Origin of the sequence: Bacteroides sp. (assembly GCF_028690125.1) — a bacterium.
Classification (GTDB): Bacteria; Bacteroidota; Bacteroidia; order Bacteroidales; family Bacteroidaceae; genus Bacteroides.
The window spans coordinates 63,796-86,773 of record NZ_JAQVBV010000012.1 but is presented as its reverse complement, the minus strand read 5'-3'; the positions used below and the strand labels follow the sequence as shown (position 1 = coordinate 86,773).

The following is a 22,978-nucleotide window of genomic DNA, read 5'->3' as shown; positions in this document are numbered from 1 at the left end:
AGGTCATACGGAAAAACAATAGAGGAAGAAAGCGTTTGATTTTCTGATTTTTAATGTTTGTCGTTTATCCGTATGTTTCATTTTTTGACAATAACTATTCCAAATAGATTGTGAATCTTGTTAATTACTCAGGAAATAGTAAATGAATAATGCTTTATATGAGAAATATTACGAATAGGCTCAATTAGGAAATAAAGTTGATTTTGAGGAAGGTTTGTAGAATGTAATTTTTATAATATGAATCAGATAATAATGTTTGCATTAAATTTAGTTGTTAAAATAGAATTGAATAATAAATCATACAATAGATGAAAGGAACAATACCTAGAAAAATACATCAAATCTGGTCGGGGATCGATGAACCGTTGCCTGAGCATTTTGCTAGAATGGCAGAAACCTGGAGATATGATTATCCTAATTGGGAATATATCTTTTGGGATGCTACTAAAATGAATTCATTTATATTGGAATACTATCCTCAATATTGGGAGGCATATAATAATTTTCCTTACAATGTTCAACGATGGGATGTAATAAGGTACTTGATACTCTATAAAATGGGTGGTATGTATGTAGATTTTGATTACGAGTCATTGAAACCTATGGATGGATTATTGCAAGATAAACACTGTTGTTTTTCTCAGGAGCCTTCATCTCATTGCCGAATGGCTAAACGTGATTTTATTTTTAATAACTCACTTATGGCTTCTGTTCCCGGGCATAGTTTTATGAAGAAAATTATTGAAAAGATTTTCTCTGAGGAAATTTTAAGGTTATCCTTTTCTATCGGAACTAATAAAGATTATATATTTGAGACAACAGGACAATGGATGTTAATTGATTTATATAAGAATCAAACAAAGGAAGAACAAGAAGATATATTTTTAATACCGTCATCTTATGTGAGTCCATTTGATGTTCCTATGGCTAATGTGGCAAGAAAAGGTCATTGGGATAAACGACTTGAGGAAAGTATAAAAGAGGCTTATGCCATACATTATTACTTTGGAGCTTGGATAAGTTAAATTTACTCTATAAATAACATGAATAAACTATTATTGAACATTGCTAATGTTATAACTCTTAATTTACAAGAAATAAAAAAAATAGAACTGATTGGAGGAAAAATGGGTGCGGTGTTGTTCTATTATGAACTTTATAAAAATACTGGCATTAAAACGTATAGTGATATAGCAGATAACTTGTTAGGTGAGGTTTTGGATAATATTGGAAAAATAAAAAATAACAGTATAGACCAAGGGCTTTCGGGAGTTGGCTGGGGGATTAATTACTTAATTCGCAATGCTTTTGTGGAAGTAGATAAAGACACACTTACGGATTTGGAATACCACATTTTCTGCAGTGAATCTATAAATTTTGATACAGGCTTTTCAACTTTATCATCGGCCCTTTATCTTATTTCTAAACCGAGAGAAAAAGATATGCTAGACGATTATAATCACAAGATATCCTCTCTTTTGAATACTTGTAATTATTATTGTTTAAGTATATATGATGAGAAGAAAAAACCATTAGATCTAATAAATTCAATGCTTTATTTTCTGATTGAATTGAAAAAACAAAATATGCATACAGAAGAGGTTTCTAGGCTAATATGGAGGATTTTAAGCTATTTAATGAGCTACAATATAGATGATGATTTATTCGGTGATTCTGCGATTCTTATAAACTTATTGGAGCAAATGGATGATTCGATACCTTTTAAAAAAGAAGTACTGATTAAAATGACTAAGGTGAGTTGTGGAAATTGGAATATGGAAGCTTATAAAAAGATATTGTGGCAACAAATTCTTTTTTCACAGAAAAAAGATGAATTGATTGTGCATGTTATACCTAAACTATTGGAACTTGCAACTAATAGGCAACAAAATGTGATAGAACTGATGGTTCCGTTAGGGTTGTATTTGATGAATGCATATAAATCAGAATGAGATGAATATGGAAAAACATGAAATAGATGGCTTTTCAGTAATTATGCCAACTTATAACCAGTCAGAATATATAAGGCGGGCTATTTTGAGTTTGCTGAGGCAGAGTTATGGTCAGTGGGAACTGATTATTGTCGATGATGGTTGTACAGATGATACGAAAGAAAATATTGAGGATTATCTTGAGAAATATTCTAATATCGTTTATTTAAGAAATAAGGAAAATAAAGGTATGGGATATACTATTAATCAAGGGTTAGCTGTTGCTAAATACAACTATATTGCATATCTCCCTTCTGATGATTTTTTTTATGTGAATCATCTGATAGATTTAAAGGAAATATTTGAACAATCGTCTGATGTCGTATTGGTTTATAGTGGGATGAAATATGATCTTGATGATACGGCAGCATCACATCCATTAAAATACGAAACATTGGGTTTACGGGAAGGATATTCTCTTCAGTTAGTGCAAACAGCACACCGGAAGACTAATGATAAATGGTTGGAGAGGCAAGAATGGGTCACTGATAATTTGTATCGAATGTTTTGGCAAAAGTTGATGGATAAAGGAGCTTTTGTACCTACGGGTAGCATAAGTGCTTTATGGACAGATCATCCTAATCAAAGGCATAAGATTATTAGTGAAAAATATGGTGGAGGTGTTAATCATTATCGGAGTTTTTATAAGGTAAATGATCCTATTAAAATTCAAGTATCAGACTATAAATTTACCGATGAAGAGGAAATTTACAAGAATTTCAGACGAAAAATAATACCTTCTAAAGATTCATTAAAAATATTGGTTGTGGGGGAATTGGCATTCAATCCAGATAGAATATATGCTTTGGAAGAAGCTGGACATCAGTTGTATGGACTTTGGATAGAAAAACCAACTTATTGCAGCACAACTGTCGGGCATCTCCCTTTTGGGAATGTTATTGATATCCCTTATGAGGATTATAAAAATAAGATAAAGGAAATTAAGCCTGACATAATTTATGGTTTGTTAAATTTCGGCGCAATTTCCCTGGCTTATGAAGTACGGAAGAATTTTCCGGAAATACCTTTTGTTTGGCATTTTAAAGAAAGTGCTTTTCATGCTATTCGTGAAGGGAAATGGAAAGAGTTAGTTTATTTATATTCTCATGCTGATGGCAATATTTTTATTAATGAGGAAGTAAAATCTTGGTTTGAGCAATTTATTCCCAAAATGGGATTAACTTATATTTTAGATGGTGATTTACCTAAAAAAGATTATTTCAAGAATGATTTTTCAAGATTAATATCTGAATCAGATCATGAAATACATACTGTAGTACCAGGTAGAATAGTAGGCATTACTCCTGAACATGTGCAGGTTCTATCACAACAGAATATCCATATTCACGTATATACAGAAAATTATCATGATCATAAAATGGGGTATCTTTATCATTTGAAGAATAGAGCACCGAGGCATATTCATTTGCATCCTCATTGTATACCGGAGAATTGGGTGAAGGAATTCTCGAAATATGACGCAGGGTGGCTCCATTGTTTCGATAGTCATAATAATGGAAATGTGTTGAATGCAAACTGGAATGATTTGAATATTCCTGCCAGGCTGACTACTTTGGCTATGGCGGGGTTACCTATGATACAGAAAAATAATTCAGAACATCTTGTAGCTATGCAAAATATTGTCCGACAAAAAAATGTAGGGGTATTTTTTAAAGATATGAATGATCTTTGCTATCAATTAAAAGATCGGCATTATATGAGTGTATTGCGGGAGAACATGATGAAACAACGCTATGAATTTAGTTTTGATTATTATGTCCCTGAGTTAATTTCATTTTTTAAGGAGATTGTTGAATATAATAAAATAAAAAGATAAAATGAGACTTGTTTTTCAACGAGATGGGATAAGAACAACGGATTTTGTTTTACCCAAATCAAATATAAAGGTAATAACTCAGCATTGGCAAGATTTTGTTAATAATATATTACCTTATCCAGATAACTTTGAAGGGAGAGGGATTGTTATTTGCGCTGGTGGTAAAAACTATTTTACCTGCTGTTGGATATTGATAAATGTTCTTCGGAATGAATTGGATTGTAATCTTCCAATTGAAATTTGGTATAGAGGAAATGAGATTACTCCGGAACTTGATGAAGTATTGATGAAGTTAAATGTAACATGTCATAATGTGGAAGATTTTTATGATATTTCTCCTGATATGAGTGGTTATGTAATGAAACCAATGGCAATATTATTTAGTCATTTTAAAGAAGTGTTGTTTTTGGATGCAGATAATATTTGTACAATGAACCCTGAGTTTCTATTTGATTTGCCAGAATATAAAGAGTACGGAGCAATGTTTTGGCCGGATTTCTGGACTACAGATAAAAACAATCAGATATGGGAAATAATGGGAGTGCCTGCAAACAGTAATAAAGAACAAGAAAGTGGACAGATTTTAATTAATAAAGAAACTTGTTGGCGTGAACTCAATTTGGCTCTTTATTTTAATATGAATAATCATATTTATTATAATTATTTGATTGGGGACAAAGATACATTTCGTTTTGCGTGGTTAGCTTTGAAAACCCCTTTTTATTTTATAAAACATGAAGTTGCATCATGTGGATATATTGATGAAGATGGATTATTTATTGGTCATACAATGGCGCAACATACTCCTGATGGTCGTATTATTTTTCTACATCGGAACTTGTTGAAGTGGAATGAAACCGATATCCAGTATCAAACATGGGACAAAATCAAGAAATTTACTGCAGAATCTGTACTGAAAATATATATTATATATAGAGACTTTAAGAAAGCGAAGAATGTGATGAATTTAGAAGGAGATTTAACATTATTAGATTTCAAGTCATTATTCGGTGATTTGGAAAGTCGATGTTTGAAGTATTTGCAATCATTGAGGGAAGAAGAATTCTATCAAAGATTGTAATAAAATTATAGGTAAAAAAATGATATATTATATTGTGAAAAAGATTCTAAAAGAAGATATATCAGAATTATATAAACTGTTCTTTGTATTAAGAAAAGAAGAAATGAGAGATTGAATACACTTAGTAGAATATGTAGATTATATGGTTGAATAAGTTAATTAAATACTTTAAATTTAATCAAAATGGATATAAAAAACACAATACCTCAAATAATACATCAGATACAAGAAGAAAATGATACTTCTCAATTGTCTGTTTATTTATCTGCCTTATATGACACATGGATACTGAAACATCCTTTATGGCAATATAAACTTTGGAGTTTACAAGATGTCAAAACATTAATTCAAAATAATTTCCCTGATTTATTTAAGTATAATGTAAATGATGAATTTTTATTGAGAGTAGCTCGAAATTTTATCTTATATAGTGAAGGTGGTGTATTTGTTGATTCAGACTTTAAATGTATTCAACCTTTTGATCATTTGATAGAAGATGTATCTTTTTCTTTATTTACTGATCCTCATGACATAAATAATCAGATACTTTCTGATTCGATTGTAATTTCAAAGAAAGAACATCCATTTTTAAAGTTTATAATATCGCATTTAAAAGAAAATTTAGAGCATTGTATAGAAATAGCTGGAAATACCTTTATAAATGAGATGTTTTGTAAATATAGTGCTAAAGATGAAATTTCAATACTACCTTTTAGTATAGGCAATCCTTGTACTAGATATGAAATTAAAATATGCGAACATCAACTTTTTTTAAAGGATTATATACAAGAAAAAGCTTCAAAAGCTTATGCTATTTGTTATTATAAAAAAGAAAAAAGAAATAAAGGCCGGATTATGCCTAAAAGACTTACTGATGTATTATACATAAGTACATCAGTGGGGTGTGTTGGTGGAGCTTTTAATGCTGGTTATAGAATTCATATGGGACTACGAAAAATTGGACTTAGATCTAAAATGTTAGTATTGAATTCTGGTATGACTGCCAATAGGAATATATTTGACGAAGTTCATATTGCATCAAGAGAGAAGGATGAGATCTGCGGTTATGATCGTGATATGTTACCTCTTCAAGTTTATCCTCAATATTCGATATCTACGCATGGTTTCTCTCCTGCTGTAGTCGGCATAGATCTGATTAAAAATATAGAACAATTTAATCCGAAGATTGTGGTATTACATGGAATTAATGGTGGGTTTGTTACTATTGAGGACATTGGGAGAATTCAAGGGAAAGTGATATGGCGATTACCTGATTGCTGGGCTTTTACTGGAGGTTGTTATTATTATGGGGATTGTAAGAGGTATCTTACAGAATGTGGGAAGTGTCCTAAACTAGGATCTATTGACGATAATGATTTATCTTATGAAATTTGGAAACGTAAAGAAGAAGCTTGGAAAAAAATAGATATGACAGTAGTGGTTCCTACTCTTTGGATGAAAAATGTTGTGGAAAATAGTGTTTTATTAAAAGATAAAGAAGTTCATGTTATTCCTAATGGCTTAGATCTTGAATTGTATTATCCAGTAAATAAGCAGATTGCAAGAAAGGCTTTGAAAATTTCATTAAATAAAAAAATTATTCTTTTTGGTGCTATCAATGCTTTCGATCCTCGAAAGGGGTTTCAATTCTTGCTAAAAGCTCTTCGGATTTTGTCGGAGAAGCATAAAGATGAGTATTATTTTGTTGTTTTTGGTGCTGATACACAAGTACTAGATTTAGATATTCCAACTAAATTTTTAGGATATATACGTGACCAATATATCTTACAATTGGCATATTCTGCAGCAGATGTTATGATTGTGCCCTCATTAGAGGAAGCCTTTGGACAAACTGTAACAGAGGCTATGGCATGTGCAACTCCTGTTATTTCCTTCTTGGGAACAGGGCCAGAGAGTATAATAGAACATAAGAAAACCGGATATCTTGCTCGTTATGTTGATGAAAGAGACTTATCGGAAGGAATAGAATGGTCACTAAGTAGCAGAGAATTAATTGATGAGCTGTCTAATAATGCAAGAATTTGTATAGAAAAGAAATATGATATAAAAATAATAGCTAGGCAATATGAAGAATTATTTAATCAGTTGTTGAGTAAATAATAATATATGTTGAAATAAAAATTAATATTAAGCAGAATCTTATGATAATATGAAGAAATATGATTATTTAATAGTTGGTAGCGGATTATTTGGTTCGGTTGTTGCACACGAATTGACTGCAAAAGGGAAATTATGTATAGTGATTGATAAACGTAATCACCTCGGAGGCAATATCTATACTGAAAAAATGAAAGATATTATTGTTCACAAATACGGAGCTCACATCTTTCATACTAATAATAAAGTTGTATGGGATTACTTGAATTCATTTAGTGAATTTAATAGATATACCAATTCTCCATTGGCAAATTATAAAGGTGAACTATATAATTTGCCCTTTAATATGAATACATTTTGTCGAATGTGGGGAGTGATAACTCCTGCTGAGGCTTTAGAGAAAATAGAATCTCAGAGGAGAGAAGCAGGTATAGAAGCTCCGTCTAATTTAGAAGAACAGGCTATATCCCTTGTGGGAAAGGATATTTATGAAAAGTTAATAAAGGGATATACGGAAAAACAATGGGGAAAAAAAGCTGTTGATCTTCCAGCTTTTATCATTCGGCGTTTACCAGTACGTTTTACTTTTGATAATAACTATTTTGATGATAAATATCAGGGGATTCCCATTGGAGGATATACTCCCATCATAGAAGAGATGTTATCAGGAAGTGAGGTTGTATTGGGTACTGATTATTTTTCAGATAAAGGATATCTGAATAGTTTAGCTGATGCGGTAGTTTATACAGGAGAGATTGACCGATACTTTGACTATTGCTACGGTGCTTTGGAATATCGCAGTTTGCGATTTGAAACAACTGAATTAGAGAATCAAGCTAATTTCCAAGGTAATGCAGTAGTCAATTATACGGATTCGGAAACTCCTTTTACACGCATAATTGAACATAAACATTTTGAATTCGGTTGTCAGCCGGATACTGTGATTACTAAAGAGTATCCTTTGACTTTTCAATTAGGTGATGAACCTTATTATCCTATTAATAATGATAAGAATAATGTTCTTTACGAAAAATATAGTGAGTTATCCCGACAACAGCTAAATGTGTATTTCGGAGGGAGACTTGCTGAATATAAGTATTATAATATGGATCAGGTTATTGAACGTGCATTACATTTAGCAGCTTTACTGGAATTAAAAAGGTAATTTTTTATGCGAAATACACAATTTTACTATTTTTTGAATAGATATTATTCATGTTTGTATTTGTTTTTCCGGATATTTGAAAGATTAAAACTTAAATTCTGTTTAGAATAATGAGAAACCTACAAAAAAAACAGACTAAAAGAACTAACAGGATAATTCTGGTAGCTGCTTTTATGATTACATTAGGGGATGCTGAGGCATCATCAAGAGTTATTAGTTTCTGTCCCGATAGAAATTATGTACAGATTGAGTTGGCGCAGATGTCTGATTCAATTTCTCTACCCAAAGTAAATATTGATTCTATTTATGAAGTTGCAGAAGAAATGCCAATTTTTCCAGGAGGACAAAAAGCTATGTTGGAATATTTAGCTAATAAAATTCAGTATCCAGTAGAGCTTCAGAAAATAGAAGGACGGGTGATTGTACAACTTATAGTGAGAAAGGATGGTAAGGTTTCTGATGTGAAAATTGCACGTGGTCTTGAACCATATTTGGATAAAGAGGCAATAATTGCTGTTGAAACTATGCCGAAATGGATTCCTGGAAAAAATAAGGGTGAACCAGTTAGTGTCCGTTATACGATTCCTGTGACCTTTCGCCCTCCCAAAGATGAGTATCGTGATCCGAATGTAATTACGATGGGGCAATTTCTCAATAAAGTTTCTAATTTAACCACAGGAGGTGAGAATGATACAATCGTTAAACCAGAATTTCCTGGAGGAAAAGAAGCATTAGATACTTATTTGAAAGAAAATGTGAAATATCCAAAAGCTTCGATAAAAAAGAAAGAACAGGGAAGTGTGGAGATTAAATTTGTAGTTCTAAAGGATGGTAGCCGAAAAATGGTAGAAGTGAAGCGGGGAGTATCCTCCCGACTCGATGCCGAAGCTCTTCGTATAGTAAACAATATGCCAAAGTGGACTCCGGGAAAAAAAGGAGACACAATACAGAATATTTGGACTTCAGTAATAGTGGATTTTAAATTGCCATAGTTCAAACATTTTTTAGTTAAGTTTGGGATTGGATAATAAAGTTCTAAAATTATGAATATACGCTGTTTATTATTGTTTGTTTTGGCGTTTTTGGGAAGATTCGGAAGTACTTGGGCTATGTCACCTGTCTCTGATGCTGATTCTATTTTTCATTCCTATTTCGATAGGGCAATCGCTTTTGCAAATAGTTATCCGAGGGAAAAAGCATATCTGCATTTGGATAATACTAGTTATTATGTGGGAGATACTATTTGGTTTAAAGCGTATGTGACATTAGCCGAACATACAACACCAAGTCCTATTAGCAAACCTCTGTATGTGGAATTGCTTGACCAATCTGGGTATGTTGCACAAAAGCACATTGTGAAATTAAACAATGGAGAAGGATGTGGACAGCTTATCTTGGATAAATCTTTTATGTCTGGCTTTTATGAAATCAGAGCATATACAAGATGGATGCTTGCTTTTGATCAACCAAATTATTTTTCCCGTGTTTTACCTATCTATCAATCAGAACAAGGAGAACATCCTAAGCAAATAGTGACAAATTATGATTTGAATAAATCAATGAATAAGCGTCTGGAGGGAGCGAAAGGTAAACTTGCTATTCAGTTTTTTCCCGAAGGAGGTTCTTTGGTAGAAGGGATTACTTCTCGTGTGGCTTTTAAAGTCGAGAGTAAGGAGGATAAGGAAGTTCAACTATTTGGGACGGTTGTGGATAAGTTGGGTAACGAATTAGCGAAGCTGGAAACACAACGGGACGGTATGGGAATCTTTTCATACACACCTACAGCTGGTAAAGATGTTGCTTTAACTAAAGTGAATTATAAGGGGAAAGAATATTCTTTTCCTCTGCCGACTGCTTTGTCTGCTGGATATGTGATGAGTGTATATGATGCTGCCGGTGGTCTATTTGTTTCAGTAAGTTGTAATTCCATTACGCCAGAAGACGATATAGCTGTGTTTATAAGTAAAGATGGACGTCCATATGTATATAAGGCATTTCGGAGCCCCAAAAATGATCCATTAGGCTTTTTGATAAGAACTCGGGATTTTCCTGGTGGAGTATACCAGATTACTTTATTGAATAAAAGTGGAGAAACGTTGTGTGAACGTTTTTGTTTTGTTCAACCTAAAGATAAACTTTTAATGTCTGTTTCGGGAACTCAAGGTGTATATTTACCTTATAAGCCGATTCAATGTGAAGTGCAGGTGACAGATAAACAGGGTAAACCCGTAAGGGGAACTTTCTCTGTTGCTATTCGTGATGCTGTACGTTCGGATTATGCTGAGTATGATAATAATCTTTTTACTGATATGCTACTGACATCTGATCTGAAAGGATATATTCATCAACCTGGATATTATTTTACTGATATAACTACTCAAAAGCTTCGAGAGTTGGATTTGGTAATGATGATACATGGTTGGCGAAAGTATGATATGTCATCTATTATTGCGAATGAACCTCCACATCTTTTACAAAAGGTGGAAACTGATCTTTGGCTGGATGGACAAATTAAGTCTTCTGTACTAAAGAAGGAAAAGGAGAATTTAGATATGATTATTACTGTGAAAGAAGATGAGGACTTCGTTATTGGAAAAACGAAAACAGGTGAGCATGGGCGCTTTAGTATCCCTATTGCTGATTTTGAAGGTATCAGAGAAGCTATATTCCAAACGAGTAGTCCCACTGCTAAGATAAGGACCGATAGATCTGTTTTTATTGATCGTAACTTCTCACCTATACCGCGAAGATATGCTTCTCAGGAGTGGTATCCACAACGGATGAATAAAGATATATGGACTAGTATGGCAGATCGTGCGGATTCTCTGTATCTGGATTCTATTAGTAAAGATGGTGAACATCAATATTTACTTGATGAGGTGGAAATAACACGAAAACGTAAAGAAGATAATTTGACGACGGATGTATTTGAAAAAAGTGTAGATGCTTATTATTATGTTGCCCAGATGGTAGATGAGTTGCGTGATAAGGGTAAGGATGTATTTACGATTAATGAGTTTATGGATATGGTCAATCCTGACTTTACTTGGAATCGTACTACGGATGGCAGTGAATATAAAAATCGACGTATTCGTTATATAATGAATAATCATATTCTTTCTCCTATAGAAAGAAAAATGATGGAAACAGAGATAGACGGTATTGAAAAGATTGTGATTTGTGAAGGAGGAAAAGCTTTTAATGATTATATTATTGGTAATTCCAAATCTTTATCAAACGAGTCGTCCGGCTCACCATTTCTTTTTGCGAAGGAAGATGATGGCTCGACTAATGTTAGTGATCTTGATACTTATATTGCGATCTACATTATTCCTCTTCCTTATAAGGATTTGATGAATAAAAGTATGAGAGCCGCAAGAGGAACTCGGCGTACGTTTATACAGGGTTATACCCGACCATTGGAGTTTTATGCATCCGCTTATGATGATCTGATACCAGACACTCCGTCACAATATAATCGGCGGACATTGTATTGGGATCCCTCTGTAGAGACTAATGAGGATGGAAAAGCTATCATCAATTGTTATAATGAGCAATATTCTAATCCAATTGTGATACAGGTAGACATGTTGAAAGGTGGATTGATTGGTCATATCACGTACCTTAGTGCTAATGTGGAATAGAAAAATAAGGGAAAATATAATTATAGTCATCGTGAATTATTTTCTGTTTTTTAGGAAACGAAAGAAAAAAGCATATAAAGTCTCTACACTCTTTTCTGCATGAATAAATAAAGAAGAGATCTTATTCTTTGCTACTACCACCATGTCCGGGTAGTAATAAAGAGGCAACGGAGTATCCTGCGGAGCTTCCAATACCCATTAAATGGAGAAATTGGTTCGGTCCTTCTACAATGCCGTGAATGAAGATAACTATACTTTGGGCACCTTCAATGTGAATATATTGAGGCTGTTGCATAAAAAGTATATTGTGTTAATTCAATGGATGTGTAAACCAAAAACAGGATCCTTTTCCCAACTCTGATTTTACACCTATTTCTCCTCCCAATTGTGTAATGATACTCTGGCAGATAGAAAGTCCAAGACCTGTACCCGAAATAAAGCTATTGAGTTTTACAAATCGGTTGAATACACTTTGTTGTTTCTCGGGAGCAATACCAATTCCTGTATCTTGAACGGAAAATTTTGCAGTTTTTCCATCTGTCTGGTAGCTAATGGTAATGTTGCCCTCCATGGTAAATTTTAGAGCATTGGTTATAAAGTTCAGTAAAACCTGACGTACTCTATTTTTGTCACTGATGAAGCTAAGTTCAGGCAAATTGGGAGCTAACCGAAGTTCTACATTAGGCTTGGCTTTTAGTTGCATTGTTTGGACTAATTCATGGCAAAGTTGTCGTGCATCTATCTTTTCCATAATTATATCGAAAGTACCGGCTTCAATCTTCGATAAATCGAGAATATCTGAAATCAACTGTAATAGGAGCTGATTATTTTTTTCAATGATATTGGCGTATTCTAATTTTTCTTCTTTGTTAGTTGTCTCAAGTAACATACTGGAAAATCCGACGATGGCATTGAGAGGAGTTCGTATCTCATGACTCATGTTTGCAAGAAATGATGACTTTAACCGGTCAGCTTCTTCTGCTTTTTCTTTAGCTTTTATGAGTTTGTGTTCTGTTTCTTTCAACTCGGTGATATCAAAGTTGATACAAATCATTTCAATAATATTATCCTGTGGGCGATAGTCTCTGACTATTGCATTGATTCGTGTCCAGCTATAATTTCCATCTTCTCTGCATATTCGAACATCAGTAAAAACCTGATTTTTATTTCCATTTAATATTTCCGGAAAATAACTAAGTAAACGCGCTTGATCTTCAGGGTGGAAATGTGAGTAAATACCAATAATTTCTGCTAAAGGAGTACCTTTCTTCTCTCCCATGTTTTTATACCAACTGTCAAGAGCATATCCTTTTCGACTTTGTATATTGAAAAGTGCATATCCTACTTTGGCATAATTTCCTATTAGATCAAAGAAACTTTTAAATTCTTGAATTTTATTATAAGCAATCGTGTTTTCGGTCTGGTCTACATTGATTAACAAATAGTTTGTAAGTTGATGGCTATGATCATATAATGTTGTAACTCTTGTCATCAAGTCAATACCTCCGGTTACTGTCTCCGATTTATAATATCCGTTGATTTTGGAGAAGTCGTATCGGTATGAGAAATCTGCATCTTCATGATCTTTGAGCTTTTGTTTTATCTCTTCCGGAAGTACAGGGTTCTTGAATATATTGATTCCTAAGATATTTTCTTTGCTGACTAAACGGAGCATTTCGAGTTCTTTTTTATTTAAATCAATCAAGTTTCCGTTCTTGTCATATAATTCAATGCTTACAGGCAGATTTTTATAAATATTGTGAAGGATGCGTTCGCTATTTTGTAATGCTTGATCAGCAGAAGCGATTCGAGGTCCATCTTGTGTCTCTAAGATGCCGTATATTTTTATGTAGCCTTCTTCATCTGTTTCTTGATAGCTAATTTTACTTCGAACCCATATATTACCTTGAATCGTTCCGAGCAAATAAACTTCTTCGATTGTTTTTTGTAATTCATGGAAAGATAATGAGTTGGTATGATTATGATCCTCCTTCAGGATACGGCTGTTGAAGTCTTGGAAACTTATTGTACGAGTTTCATCCAGCCCTAGTAACCGGGTGACGAAATCAGAACAAAAGTATGTCTCTGATTTCAAATCTGCTATCCACCAGCCAATGTGAGCATTATTCATTAATTTATATAAGAACTCACATTCGTTTTGTTTATTTGTTTCCAATATCTTGTTTCGTTTAAGTTTATGTAATATCTTATTGGGTGGATAAAATTAAGCATTTTGGTTGAATTGTGCTTATGTTTATCATAGTTTTTAGGTATTGACTACTTCTATTTCTATTATGAACTTTGTGAAAGCATGAAGTGTTCTAAATCAATGAGACAATAAAAGTGTTCTAATAGAAAAAAGAAAGGAAAATAGATGAAAAAAATTGTATTACTTCGTCATGGAGAAAGTGCATGGAACAAAGAAAACCGTTTTACGGGTTGGACTGATGTAGACCTTACGGAAAAAGGAATTGAAGAAGCCAATAAAGCGGGAATTACTCTCAAAGAATATGGCTTCAATTTTGATAAAGCTTATACCTCTTATTTGAAACGTGCCGTTAAAACGCTGAACTGTGTACTGGACAAGATGGATCTGGATTGGATTCCGGTAGAAAAGAGTTGGCGGCTGAATGAAAAGCATTATGGTGATCTTCAAGGATTGAATAAAGCTGAAACGGCTGAGAAATATGGTGAAGAACAAGTTTTGATCTGGCGACGTAGTTATGATATTGCTCCTAATCCATTATCAGAGAGTGATCTGAGAAATCCTCGTTTTGATTATCGTTACCATGAAGTGCCGGATGTCGAATTGCCTCGTACGGAATCCTTGAAAGATACGATAAATCGTATTATGCCTTACTGGGAATCGGATATATTTCCAAACTTGAAAAAAGTACATACTTTGTTGGTAGTTGCTCATGGTAATAGCTTGAGAGGAATTATCAAACATCTGAAGCATATTTCTGATGAAGATATTGTAAAACTGAATTTGCCGACAGCCGTTCCATATGTATTTGAATTTGATGACAATTTGAATGTTGCAAATGACTACTTCCTTGGAAATCCGGAAGAAATAAAAAAACTGATGGAAGCTGTAGCTAATCAGGGAAAGAAAAAATAACATATAAGACATTTGTCTGAACTAAATTATTTTATTATGAGTAAAATTATTGATTTACTAGGTAATAAGGCCAGTTATTATCTGGACCATGCCTGCAAGACTATTGATAAGTCATTGATCCATATTCCTTCTCCGGATACAGTAGATAAAATCTGGATTGATTCCGACAGGAATACACGAGTATTGAACAGCCTGCAAACTCTTTTAGGACATGGACGGTTAGCGAATACCGGTTATGTGTCCATTTTACCTGTTGATCAGGATATCGAACATACTGCCGGAGCTTCTTTTGCCCCGAATCCGATTTATTTTGATCCGGAGAATATTGTAAAATTGGCTATTGAAGGAGGTTGTAATGCAGTGGCTTCTACCTTTGGTGTTTTAGGTTCTGTAGCTCGTAAATATGCTCACAAAATACCTTTCGTAGTGAAATTGAATCACAATGAGCTGTTATCCTACCCCAATAGTTATGATCAAGTTCTTTTCGGAACGGTTAAAGAGGCTTGGAATATGGGAGCTGTGGCAGTGGGAGCTACCATTTATTTCGGTTCAGAACAAAGCCGGCGGCAGTTGGTGGAAATAGCTGAGGCTTTTGAACAGGCTCATGAATTGGGTATGGCAACTGTTTTGTGGTGTTATTTGCGTAATAACGACTTTAAAAAAGACGGGATTGATTATCATTCAGCAGCTGACCTTACCGGACAAGCCGACCGTTTGGGCGTTACTATTAAGGCTGATATTGTAAAGCAGAAACTTCCTACTAATAACGGTGGATTTAAAGCTATTAATTTTGGTAAGGTAGATGAACGTATGTATACGGAATTAGCTTCAGAACATCCTATTGACCTTTGCCGTTATCAGGTTGCGAATGGATATTTGGGACGTGTTGGCTTGATTAACTCTGGTGGAGAATCTCATGGAGCCTCTGATTTACGCGATGCTGTTATAACAGCTGTAGTGAATAAGCGTGCTGGTGGCATGGGGTTAATTAGTGGACGTAAAGCTTTCCAGAAACAGATGAATAAAGGAGTGGAATTATTAAACGCCATTCAGGATGTATATCTTGATCCAGAAATTACAATTGCTTGATTTATAAAAAACTATTTATTATCTTTGAAGTCAGATAGTTAATCCATAAATAACTTAGAAGTATGAAATTTTTTATTGACACAGCTAATTTAGAGCAAATCCGGGAGGCGTATGATCTTGGAGTACTCGATGGAGTGACAACTAATCCTTCGCTGATGGCAAAGGAAGGTATCAAAGGAGTCCGCAATCAGCATGAACATTACATTGAGATATGTGACATTGTCAATGGTGATGTGAGTGCAGAGGTAATAGCTACGGATTATGAGGGAATGATTCGTGAAGGTGAAGAACTTGCGGCTCTCAATCCACATATTGTAGTAAAAGTACCTTGTATTGCTGATGGAATCAAAGCTATCAAGTATTTTACCGAAAAGGGGATTCGGACTAACTGCACACTTGTTTTTTCAATTGGACAGGCTTTATTGGCTGCTAAGGCCGGTGCTACCTATGTATCGCCTTTTGTCGGTCGTTTGGATGATATTTGTGAAAATGGAGTAGGACTGATTGCGGAGATTGTGCGTATGTATCATTTTTATAATTATAAAACGCAGGTATTAGCTGCTTCAATTCGCAATACCAAACATATTATAGAGTGTATGGAAGCGGGTGCAGATGTGGCTACATGTCCATTGAATGCAATTGTAGGATTATTAAATCATCCGCTGACGGATGCAGGATTAAAGAAATTTCTGGAAGATTATAAGAAGGTAAACGGGTAGTTAAAGGTTAGATATACGTATGGACCTGTGTTGAAAGTAATATAGGATATTATAAAAAGATTTTTAGACGCGGATGACCCAGATAACACGGATTTTTGAGATTAAATTAGTTTTCTAAGTTCTTAATAAAACGTCTTTATCTGTGTTATCTGCGTCTAAAAGTTAATATTGTATAGCTTTTGATATATATAATAAATGTAACAGTGGTTGGTTATGGTAATGTTACGTAGAAGTGGGGATTAGGTGTATGTTGTGTATGGATAATGAAAATCATTTGATTTAAAATGTCCGGATGTTCTGCTGCTACATTATTGTCCTCGTGCATATCAGTTGCGAGATTATATAAATAAGGCTCTCCCTTTTTTACGACTAACTTCCAGTTACCCATTCTCAGACCGATCTGATCTGTTTCGTTAAACTCCCAATATAAAAAGCCATGTTCTTTCTGTCCCGTCTTTCCTAATAAAGTGGGAGCAAAGGATATTCCGTCAAAATAGTTAATGGCTTTTTGCGGATCGGCATATTTCTTTTCATAGTTTTTTACACCGATTAATTCGCAGAAAGTGGGCATTAAATCGTAGAAAGCGCAAATGTGATCATTTACTGTACCGGCAGGAATATGTCCGGGCCAACGAGCGATAAAAGGTATGCGGATTCCCCCTTCATAACATTGTCGTTTTAATCCTCTTAGTTTTCCGTCTCTACCAAAAAAAGTCGGATCTGCTCCGCCTTCTTCATGGGGGCCGTTATCACTGGAAAAGATAACTAATGTATTTTGGTCCAAACCTTTCTCTTTTAATTTTTTCAATACTTCTCCGACGTAATAATCTAATCTTGTGATCATACCTGCAAATTGAGCATGTACATGGGTAATTGCATTGTATCTTGATCCCTCACTTCCTTCGAAACTTTTATCCGGACTGAACTTTGTTTTATACCCGTTCAAGATAGAGTCCTCTGGCTGAACCAGTTCTGCATGAGGCAAAGTATAGGTGAATACTCCGAAGAATGGTTGTTGGCTCTCTTGTTGATCCAGCCATTCCATTGCTTTCTGATGAATTATATCAGCAGAATATTGGGGTCTTTTATGATATTCGGGACCATACATCGGATATTTTATATTTTCATTCATCACGACGCGTACAACGCCTGTGTCGCCTAATGTTTTACTATATCGGTTGAGAAAATTAGGATAATACAAATGCGCTTGAAACTGACAGATATATCCGAAATATTCATCAATCCCCCGTTTGTCGGGAGTAGAACAGGAGCCTTCATATCCTCCTGCCCATTTGCCGAACATACCGGTGGTATATCCGTTATCTTTCATAATCTCAGGTAGAATAACGTGATTGGGGTCATAAGGATGTTGGCCTACTACAGAGTATTCTTTGTTGTTGCCATACATCACGGTGGATACGTTCTTCCAATATTCTTTATTTCCCCTGACCTCACAATGTCCTGTATGCTGTCCGGTCATAAACGAAGCTCTGGAAGGAGCACTGACCGGGCTACCTGCATATGCTTGTGTAAACCGCATTCCTTCACTAGCCATAGTATCCAAATGAGGAGTCTGGATAGATGGCTGACCGTAACATCCTAAATCTCCATAACCCATGTCGTCACAAAGAATAAAAATAATATTGGGCTTAGCATGGTTTTCTTGTGCATGGGTAGATAATGTGGATAGTAATAATGCACCACTAACCACTGAAAGTGAATGGTAATTCATAATATTCATATTTTGGAGGTATTTAGAACAAAGATACGACTTTCGGATGAATATGTGTTAAAACTACAATCTTAATTTCTATCTTTGCTGGAAAATATACAGTTATGATAACCGAAGAATTACATAAAATCTATCGGACATATACGGGAGTTGCGGCAGAAGCAATTAATGAATTGCCGTCTTCAGGTTCCAACCGCCGTTATTTCCGACTTACCGGTGCGCAGACATTAATTGGTGTCTACGGTACTTCTATTGAAGAAAATGAAGCTTTTCTTTATATGGCGGATCATTTCCGGAAAGCAGGGATTCCTGTTCCTGAAGTCTTTTGTACTTCGGATGATAAAAGTTGCTATTTGCAAGAAGACTTAGGTGATACTCTTCTGTTTAATACTATTGAAAAAGGGCGTGCTACAAGTGTCTTCTCTGAGGAAGAAAAAACATTGTTGCGCAAAACGATACGTTTACTTCCTTCAGTACAATTTGCCGGAGCCAACAGCTTTGATTTTACTCGTTGCTATCCTCAACCAGAATTTAATCAACGTTCCATACTTTGGGACTTGAATTACTTTAAATATTGTTTCTTGAAAGCCACCGGAATGGAATTTCAGGAAGACAAGCTGGAAGATGATTTTCAGAAAATGAGTGATGTTCTGTTTTGTAGTTCTTCTCCTACCTTTATGTATCGTGATTTTCAAAGTCGTAATGTGATGATTAAAGACGGAGAACCTTGGTTTATTGACTTTCAGGGAGGACGTAAAGGACCTTTTTATTATGATGTTGCTTCTTTCCTTTGGCAAGCAAAAGCTAAATATCCTGATAGTCTCCGAAAGGAACTTTTAGAGGAATATATTGATGCTTTGCGTAAATATAAGCCGATTGATGAGCCTTATTTTTATAGTCAGCTTCGTCATTTTGTACTCTTTCGTACTTTGCAGGTATTGGGTGCGTATGGTTTTCGAGGATATTTTGAAAAGAAACCTCATTTTATTCAGAGCGTGCCTTATGCCATAGAGAATTTGCGAGAATTGCTGAAAGAAGAATATCCCGAGTATCCATATCTTTGCAAGGTGCTTAGAGAACTTACAGAACTGAAACAATTTACTGACGATTTGAAAAAGCGCCAACTTATAGTTAAAGTGATGAGTTTTGCGTATAAAAAAGGAATTCCTGCCGATTCTACCGGAAATGGTGGCGGTTATGTTTTTGACTGTCGTGCTGTGAATAATCCGGGTAAATATGAACGTTACAAACCTTTTACGGGACTAGATGAACCTGTCATCAATTTCCTCGAGGAGGATGGAGAGATCCTTCGTTTTCTGGACTCTGCCTATGCTTTGGTAGATGCTTCTGTAAAACGATACATGGAGCGTGGATTCAGCAATCTTTCTGTTTGTTTTGGATGTACGGGTGGACAACATCGTTCTGTGTACTCTGCTCAGCATATGGCAGAACATCTGAACCGGAAATTCGGAGTAAAAGTAGAATTGGTGCATTGTGAACAGAATATAGAAAAGACATTTGAGGCTACTGTATGAAAGCTATGATATTTGCAGCTGGGTTGGGTACTCGGCTGAAACCTTTGACTGATACGATGCCCAAAGCTTTAGTTCCCATAGCCGGGCGTCCAATGTTAGAATATGTAATCCTGAAGTTGAAAGCATCTGGCTTTACTGAAATCGTGATTAATATTCATCATTTTGGCGATCAAATCCTAGATTTTTTGAAAGCTAATCAAAACTTCGGACTTATTATTCATATTTCCGACGAAAGAGACTTTCTGCTCGATACAGGTGGAGGTATTAAGAAAGCCCGTCCTTTTTTTGAGAATTCGGACGAACCTTTTCTGATTCATAATGTAGATATACTTTCTGATATCAATCTGAAAGAATTGTATGACTATCATATTCAAAAAGATTCTGTTGCAACTCTTCTCGCCAGTCGGCGTAAAACTTCCCGTTACTTGCTTTTTGATGAAGAGAAAAAACTTTGTGGATGGATTAATAAAGATACAGAGCAAGTAAAACCTGAGGGTTTTTATTATGACGAGACTCTTTATCGGGAATATGCGTTCAGTGGTATTCATGTTCTTTCTCCTACTATTTTTCGATTGATGGATGCTCCTTGTTGGGAGGGAAAATTTTCCATTATGGATTTTTATCTTGCCACCTGCCGACAAGCAGATTTTACTGGTTATCTTACGGACAATTTACAATTGATTGATATTGGTAAACCTGAGACGCTGGCATATGCTGAAGAATTAAGTTTATCTTTCGGCATTCTTTTTTAATTTCTCTTTTATATATCTGATATTCTTCGATGAAACCGTCAAAAATGGAGAATATTGTAACTTCATTAGCTATTTGTAGACATCGGATTAACTTTAAACCTCTATCTTTGCTACCGTTATCTAACACTGTGATATTATGCAAAAAAAGAGCCTCAATTTATCCTATTCTTTGGCAGGAGTTGCCACTATTGCTTCTCTCGTTTCATGTAATAATAAACAAATAGAGAAACAGATACCCTTGAACATTGTCTATATTATGACAGATGACCATACGGCTCAAATGATGAGTTGTTATGATACGCGATATATGGAAACTCCCAATCTCGATCGCATTGCTGCGGACGGAGTACGGTTTACACAAAGTTTTGTAGCCAATTCATTGAGTGGTCCCAGTCGTGCATGTATGATTACGGGTAAACATAGTTGCGCCAATAAATTTTATGATAATACTACCTGTGTATTTGATAGTTCGCAGCTAACTTTCCCAAAACTTTTACAAAAAGCTGGTTATCAGACTGCATTGGTGGGGAAATGGCATCTGGAAAGTTTACCATCCGGATTTAATTATTGGAAAATTGTTCCCGGACAAGGGGATTATTATAATCCGGATTTCATCACACAGAACAATGATACTGTTCGGAAGCATGGTTACATTACGAACCTTATTACAGAGGATGCTATCGACTGGATGGAAAATCAGCGGGACCCGGATAAACCGTTCTGTCTGCTCATTCATCATAAAGCGATTCATCGGAATTGGCTGGCAGACACCTGTAATCTAGCTCTTTATGAAGACAAAACGTTTCCGCTACCGGATAACTTCTTCGATGATTATGAAGGACGTCCTGCCGCTGCTGCTCAAGAAATGGGCATTGTGAAAGATATGGATATGATTTATGATCTTAAGATGCTGCGTCCTGATAAAAAAAGTCGTTTAAAATCTCTGTATGAGAGATATATAGGGCGTATGGATGAAGCGCAACGGGCAGCTTGGGATAAGTTTTACACACCGATTATCGACGATTTTTATCAAAAGAATCCACAGGGAAAAGAACTTGCCAACTGGAAATTCCAACGTTATATGCGCGATTATATGAAAACAGTAAAGTCATTGGACGATAATGTAGGGCGCGTACTTGATTATCTTAAAGAAAAAGGTTTGCTTGAAAATACATTGGTAGTCTATACTTCCGATCAGGGTTTTTATATGGGCGAACATGGCTGGTTTGACAAACGCTTCATGTATGAAGAATCAATGCGAACTCCTCTTATTATGCGTCTGCCGAAGGGGTTTGAACGCAGAGGGGATATTACTGAAATGGTACAAAATATTGACTATGCACCTACCTTCCTCGAATTGGCTGGAGTAGAAGTTCCTGCAGATATACAGGGCGTATCATTGATACCCTTACTGAAAGGTGAACATCCGCAAAACTGGCGAAAGTCCCTCTATTACCATTTCTATGAATATCCTGCTGAACATATGGTAAAACGCCATTACGGTGTACGTACAGAACGCTATAAACTGATACATTTCTACAACGATATCGACTTTTGGGAACTTTACGATATGCAAACTGATCCGACAGAAATGCATAATCTCTACGGACAGGCTGAATATGAACCGATAGTGAAGGAACTCAAAGATGAATTGCTGAAGCTTCAGGAGCAATATAACGATCCTGTTCGTTTTTTACCGGAACGTGACAAGGAATGAGCTTTTTAAACTAATTACATATTAAAATATTTATTGTTATTATTGATAGCCATCCTGTCGCCCCTACTGATAGGATGTGCTGAAGCTAACTTAACACACTCAGTAGCTTTAGTTCCGCGCCCGGCATAATTAGTGCCGGGTAGTTGGAACTACCTTTTTCGGAAAAGACTATACTTACTGTGGAAAACAGGAAACAAACGGAATTAGTGTAGGTCTGGGCAGGATTATTCACTTGCGCTGTAAGGTTTACTCCGGAAGATATATTTTGTGAAGGAATGTTTATGTAGAAACTTTCAATGGATATGAAAGGAGTAACAATCCGCTATGTTAAGGTAGCTACTCTAGGAGTAGGAGTATGTTCTAAAGGCCATGTTCGTCCTGGTCAGGAATCAAAAAAATATTTTGATGAAGTGATAATCCAATCATTAATTATAGTTGAATGGTAGTGTAGTCTGCTTTGGCAACTCAACTACTTTA

18 protein-coding genes are annotated in these 22,978 nt (G+C 35.2%); 15 read left to right on the top strand and 3 right to left on the bottom strand.

Annotated elements, in window-relative coordinates; translation table 11 throughout:
• Nucleotides 1–308: 308 nt before the first annotated feature.
• The 8 genes from PHO71_RS10160 (at nt 309) to PHO71_RS10125 (ending at nt 11,836) form a co-directional block, all read left to right on the top strand.
• Nucleotides 309–1,025: a glycosyltransferase family 32 protein gene (locus PHO71_RS10160; RefSeq protein WP_300202601.1), complete on the top strand. Its 717-nt coding sequence runs from the start codon at nt 309–311 to the stop codon at nt 1,023–1,025.
• 18 nt (nt 1,026–1,043) lie between these two features.
• Nucleotides 1,044–1,952 carry a hypothetical protein gene (locus tag PHO71_RS10155; protein WP_300202598.1) on the top strand — a complete coding sequence of 303 codons (909 nt, stop codon included), beginning with the start codon at nt 1,044–1,046 and terminating at the stop codon, nt 1,950–1,952.
• A gap of 7 nt (nt 1,953–1,959) precedes the next feature.
• Entirely contained in the window at nt 1,960–3,828 is a 1,869-nt protein-coding gene (locus PHO71_RS10150; RefSeq protein ID WP_300202596.1) for a glycosyltransferase family 2 protein, read from the top strand.
• Nucleotide 3,829: 1 nt separating this feature from the next.
• Nucleotides 3,830–4,909: a hypothetical protein gene (locus PHO71_RS10145; RefSeq protein ID WP_300202594.1), complete on the top strand. Its 1,080-nt coding sequence runs from the start codon at nt 3,830–3,832 to the stop codon at nt 4,907–4,909.
• A 183-nt stretch (nt 4,910–5,092) separates the two neighbouring features.
• The gene (locus PHO71_RS10140) at nt 5,093–7,030 is read left to right on the top strand and encodes a glycosyltransferase (protein ID WP_300202592.1); all 1,938 of its coding nucleotides are present in this window, start codon (nt 5,093–5,095) and stop codon (nt 7,028–7,030) included.
• A 49-nt stretch (nt 7,031–7,079) separates the two neighbouring features.
• Nucleotides 7,080–8,192 (top strand): UDP-galactopyranose mutase, encoded by a 1,113-nt coding sequence (gene glf / locus PHO71_RS10135; protein ID WP_300202589.1) that lies wholly within the window; start codon nt 7,080–7,082, stop codon nt 8,190–8,192.
• A gap of 110 nt (nt 8,193–8,302) precedes the next feature.
• Nucleotides 8,303–9,184: an energy transducer TonB gene (locus PHO71_RS10130; RefSeq protein WP_300202586.1), complete on the top strand. Its 882-nt coding sequence runs from the start codon at nt 8,303–8,305 to the stop codon at nt 9,182–9,184.
• 51 nt (nt 9,185–9,235) lie between these two features.
• A complete protein-coding gene (locus PHO71_RS10125) occupies nt 9,236–11,836 on the top strand; it encodes a hypothetical protein (RefSeq protein ID WP_300202584.1) in 2,601 nt (866 codons plus the stop codon).
• A 121-nt stretch (nt 11,837–11,957) separates the two neighbouring features.
• Here PHO71_RS10125 and PHO71_RS10120 read toward each other — a convergent pair whose 3' ends face one another.
• Nucleotides 11,958–12,131: a hypothetical protein gene (locus PHO71_RS10120; RefSeq protein ID WP_300202583.1), complete on the bottom strand. Its 174-nt coding sequence runs from the start codon at nt 12,129–12,131 to the stop codon at nt 11,958–11,960.
• Between the two features lie 15 nt (nt 12,132–12,146).
• On the bottom strand, nt 12,147–13,967 hold the full coding sequence (locus tag PHO71_RS10115; protein ID WP_300202726.1) for a PAS domain-containing hybrid sensor histidine kinase/response regulator: 1,821 nt from the start codon (nt 13,965–13,967) through the stop codon (nt 12,147–12,149).
• Between the two features lie 243 nt (nt 13,968–14,210).
• Between PHO71_RS10115 and gpmA the strand changes: the two genes are divergently transcribed.
• The 3 genes from gpmA (at nt 14,211) to fsa (ending at nt 16,765) form a co-directional block, all read left to right on the top strand.
• Nucleotides 14,211–14,957, top strand: coding sequence for a 2,3-diphosphoglycerate-dependent phosphoglycerate mutase (gene gpmA / locus PHO71_RS10110; RefSeq protein ID WP_300202580.1), 747 nt, complete (start codon nt 14,211–14,213; stop codon nt 14,955–14,957).
• 36 nt (nt 14,958–14,993) lie between these two features.
• Complete coding sequence (locus tag PHO71_RS10105; protein WP_300202578.1) at nt 14,994–16,046, top strand: class I fructose-bisphosphate aldolase; 1,053 nt, start codon at nt 14,994–14,996, stop codon at nt 16,044–16,046.
• A gap of 62 nt (nt 16,047–16,108) precedes the next feature.
• Nucleotides 16,109–16,765 carry a fructose-6-phosphate aldolase gene (gene fsa, locus PHO71_RS10100; protein WP_300202575.1) on the top strand — a complete coding sequence of 219 codons (657 nt, stop codon included), beginning with the start codon at nt 16,109–16,111 and terminating at the stop codon, nt 16,763–16,765.
• A gap of 211 nt (nt 16,766–16,976) precedes the next feature.
• On the opposite strand, the gene PHO71_RS10095 is transcribed toward fsa, so the two are convergent.
• On the bottom strand, nt 16,977–18,497 hold the full coding sequence (locus PHO71_RS10095; protein ID WP_300202573.1) for an arylsulfatase: 1,521 nt from the start codon (nt 18,495–18,497) through the stop codon (nt 16,977–16,979).
• 104 nt (nt 18,498–18,601) lie between these two features.
• Between PHO71_RS10095 and PHO71_RS10090 the strand changes: the two genes are divergently transcribed.
• The 4 genes from PHO71_RS10090 to PHO71_RS10075 all read left to right on the top strand — a co-directional run bounded on the left by PHO71_RS10090 (nt 18,602) and on the right by PHO71_RS10075 (nt 22,947).
• On the top strand, nt 18,602–20,032 hold the full coding sequence (locus PHO71_RS10090; RefSeq protein WP_300202570.1) for an RNase adapter RapZ: 1,431 nt from the start codon (nt 18,602–18,604) through the stop codon (nt 20,030–20,032).
• Nucleotides 20,029–20,784, top strand: coding sequence for a nucleotidyltransferase family protein (locus tag PHO71_RS10085; RefSeq protein ID WP_300202567.1), 756 nt, complete (start codon nt 20,029–20,031; stop codon nt 20,782–20,784). Before PHO71_RS10090 ends, PHO71_RS10085 begins: the two co-directional genes overlap by 4 nt.
• A gap of 136 nt (nt 20,785–20,920) precedes the next feature.
• Nucleotides 20,921–22,501 (top strand): sulfatase, encoded by a 1,581-nt coding sequence (locus tag PHO71_RS10080; protein ID WP_300202564.1) that lies wholly within the window; start codon nt 20,921–20,923, stop codon nt 22,499–22,501.
• A gap of 302 nt (nt 22,502–22,803) precedes the next feature.
• Nucleotides 22,804–22,947: a hypothetical protein gene (locus tag PHO71_RS10075; protein WP_300202561.1), complete on the top strand. Its 144-nt coding sequence runs from the start codon at nt 22,804–22,806 to the stop codon at nt 22,945–22,947.
• The last annotated feature ends 31 nt before the right edge of the window (nt 22,948–22,978 follow it).

What these genes read in the sequence shown, in the direction of transcription:
- PHO71_RS10075 (WP_300202561.1), top strand. Translation starts at nt 22,804, where the DNA reads ATGAAAGGAGTAACAATCCGCTATGTTAAGGTAGCTACTCTAGGAGTA.
- PHO71_RS10155 (WP_300202598.1), top strand. Translation starts at nt 1,044, where the DNA reads ATGAATAAACTATTATTGAACATTGCTAATGTTATAACTCTTAATTTA.
- gpmA (WP_300202580.1), top strand. Translation starts at nt 14,211, where the DNA reads ATGAAAAAAATTGTATTACTTCGTCATGGAGAAAGTGCATGGAACAAA.
- fsa (WP_300202575.1), top strand. Translation starts at nt 16,109, where the DNA reads ATGAAATTTTTTATTGACACAGCTAATTTAGAGCAAATCCGGGAGGCG.
- PHO71_RS10085 (WP_300202567.1), top strand. Translation starts at nt 20,029, where the DNA reads ATGAAAGCTATGATATTTGCAGCTGGGTTGGGTACTCGGCTGAAACCT.
- PHO71_RS10090 (WP_300202570.1), top strand. Translation starts at nt 18,602, where the DNA reads ATGATAACCGAAGAATTACATAAAATCTATCGGACATATACGGGAGTT.
- PHO71_RS10145 (WP_300202594.1), top strand. Translation starts at nt 3,830, where the DNA reads ATGAGACTTGTTTTTCAACGAGATGGGATAAGAACAACGGATTTTGTT.
- PHO71_RS10105 (WP_300202578.1), top strand. Translation starts at nt 14,994, where the DNA reads ATGAGTAAAATTATTGATTTACTAGGTAATAAGGCCAGTTATTATCTG.
- PHO71_RS10160 (WP_300202601.1), top strand. Translation starts at nt 309, where the DNA reads ATGAAAGGAACAATACCTAGAAAAATACATCAAATCTGGTCGGGGATC.
- PHO71_RS10120 (WP_300202583.1), bottom strand. Translation starts at nt 12,131, where the DNA reads ATGCAACAGCCTCAATATATTCACATTGAAGGTGCCCAAAGTATAGTT.
- PHO71_RS10150 (WP_300202596.1), top strand. Translation starts at nt 1,960, where the DNA reads ATGGAAAAACATGAAATAGATGGCTTTTCAGTAATTATGCCAACTTAT.
- PHO71_RS10125 (WP_300202584.1), top strand. Translation starts at nt 9,236, where the DNA reads ATGAATATACGCTGTTTATTATTGTTTGTTTTGGCGTTTTTGGGAAGA.
- PHO71_RS10130 (WP_300202586.1), top strand. Translation starts at nt 8,303, where the DNA reads ATGAGAAACCTACAAAAAAAACAGACTAAAAGAACTAACAGGATAATT.
- PHO71_RS10115 (WP_300202726.1), bottom strand. Translation starts at nt 13,967, where the DNA reads ATGAATAATGCTCACATTGGCTGGTGGATAGCAGATTTGAAATCAGAG.
- glf (WP_300202589.1), top strand. Translation starts at nt 7,080, where the DNA reads ATGAAGAAATATGATTATTTAATAGTTGGTAGCGGATTATTTGGTTCG.
- PHO71_RS10080 (WP_300202564.1), top strand. Translation starts at nt 20,921, where the DNA reads ATGCAAAAAAAGAGCCTCAATTTATCCTATTCTTTGGCAGGAGTTGCC.
- PHO71_RS10140 (WP_300202592.1), top strand. Translation starts at nt 5,093, where the DNA reads ATGGATATAAAAAACACAATACCTCAAATAATACATCAGATACAAGAA.
- PHO71_RS10095 (WP_300202573.1), bottom strand. Translation starts at nt 18,497, where the DNA reads ATGAATTACCATTCACTTTCAGTGGTTAGTGGTGCATTATTACTATCC.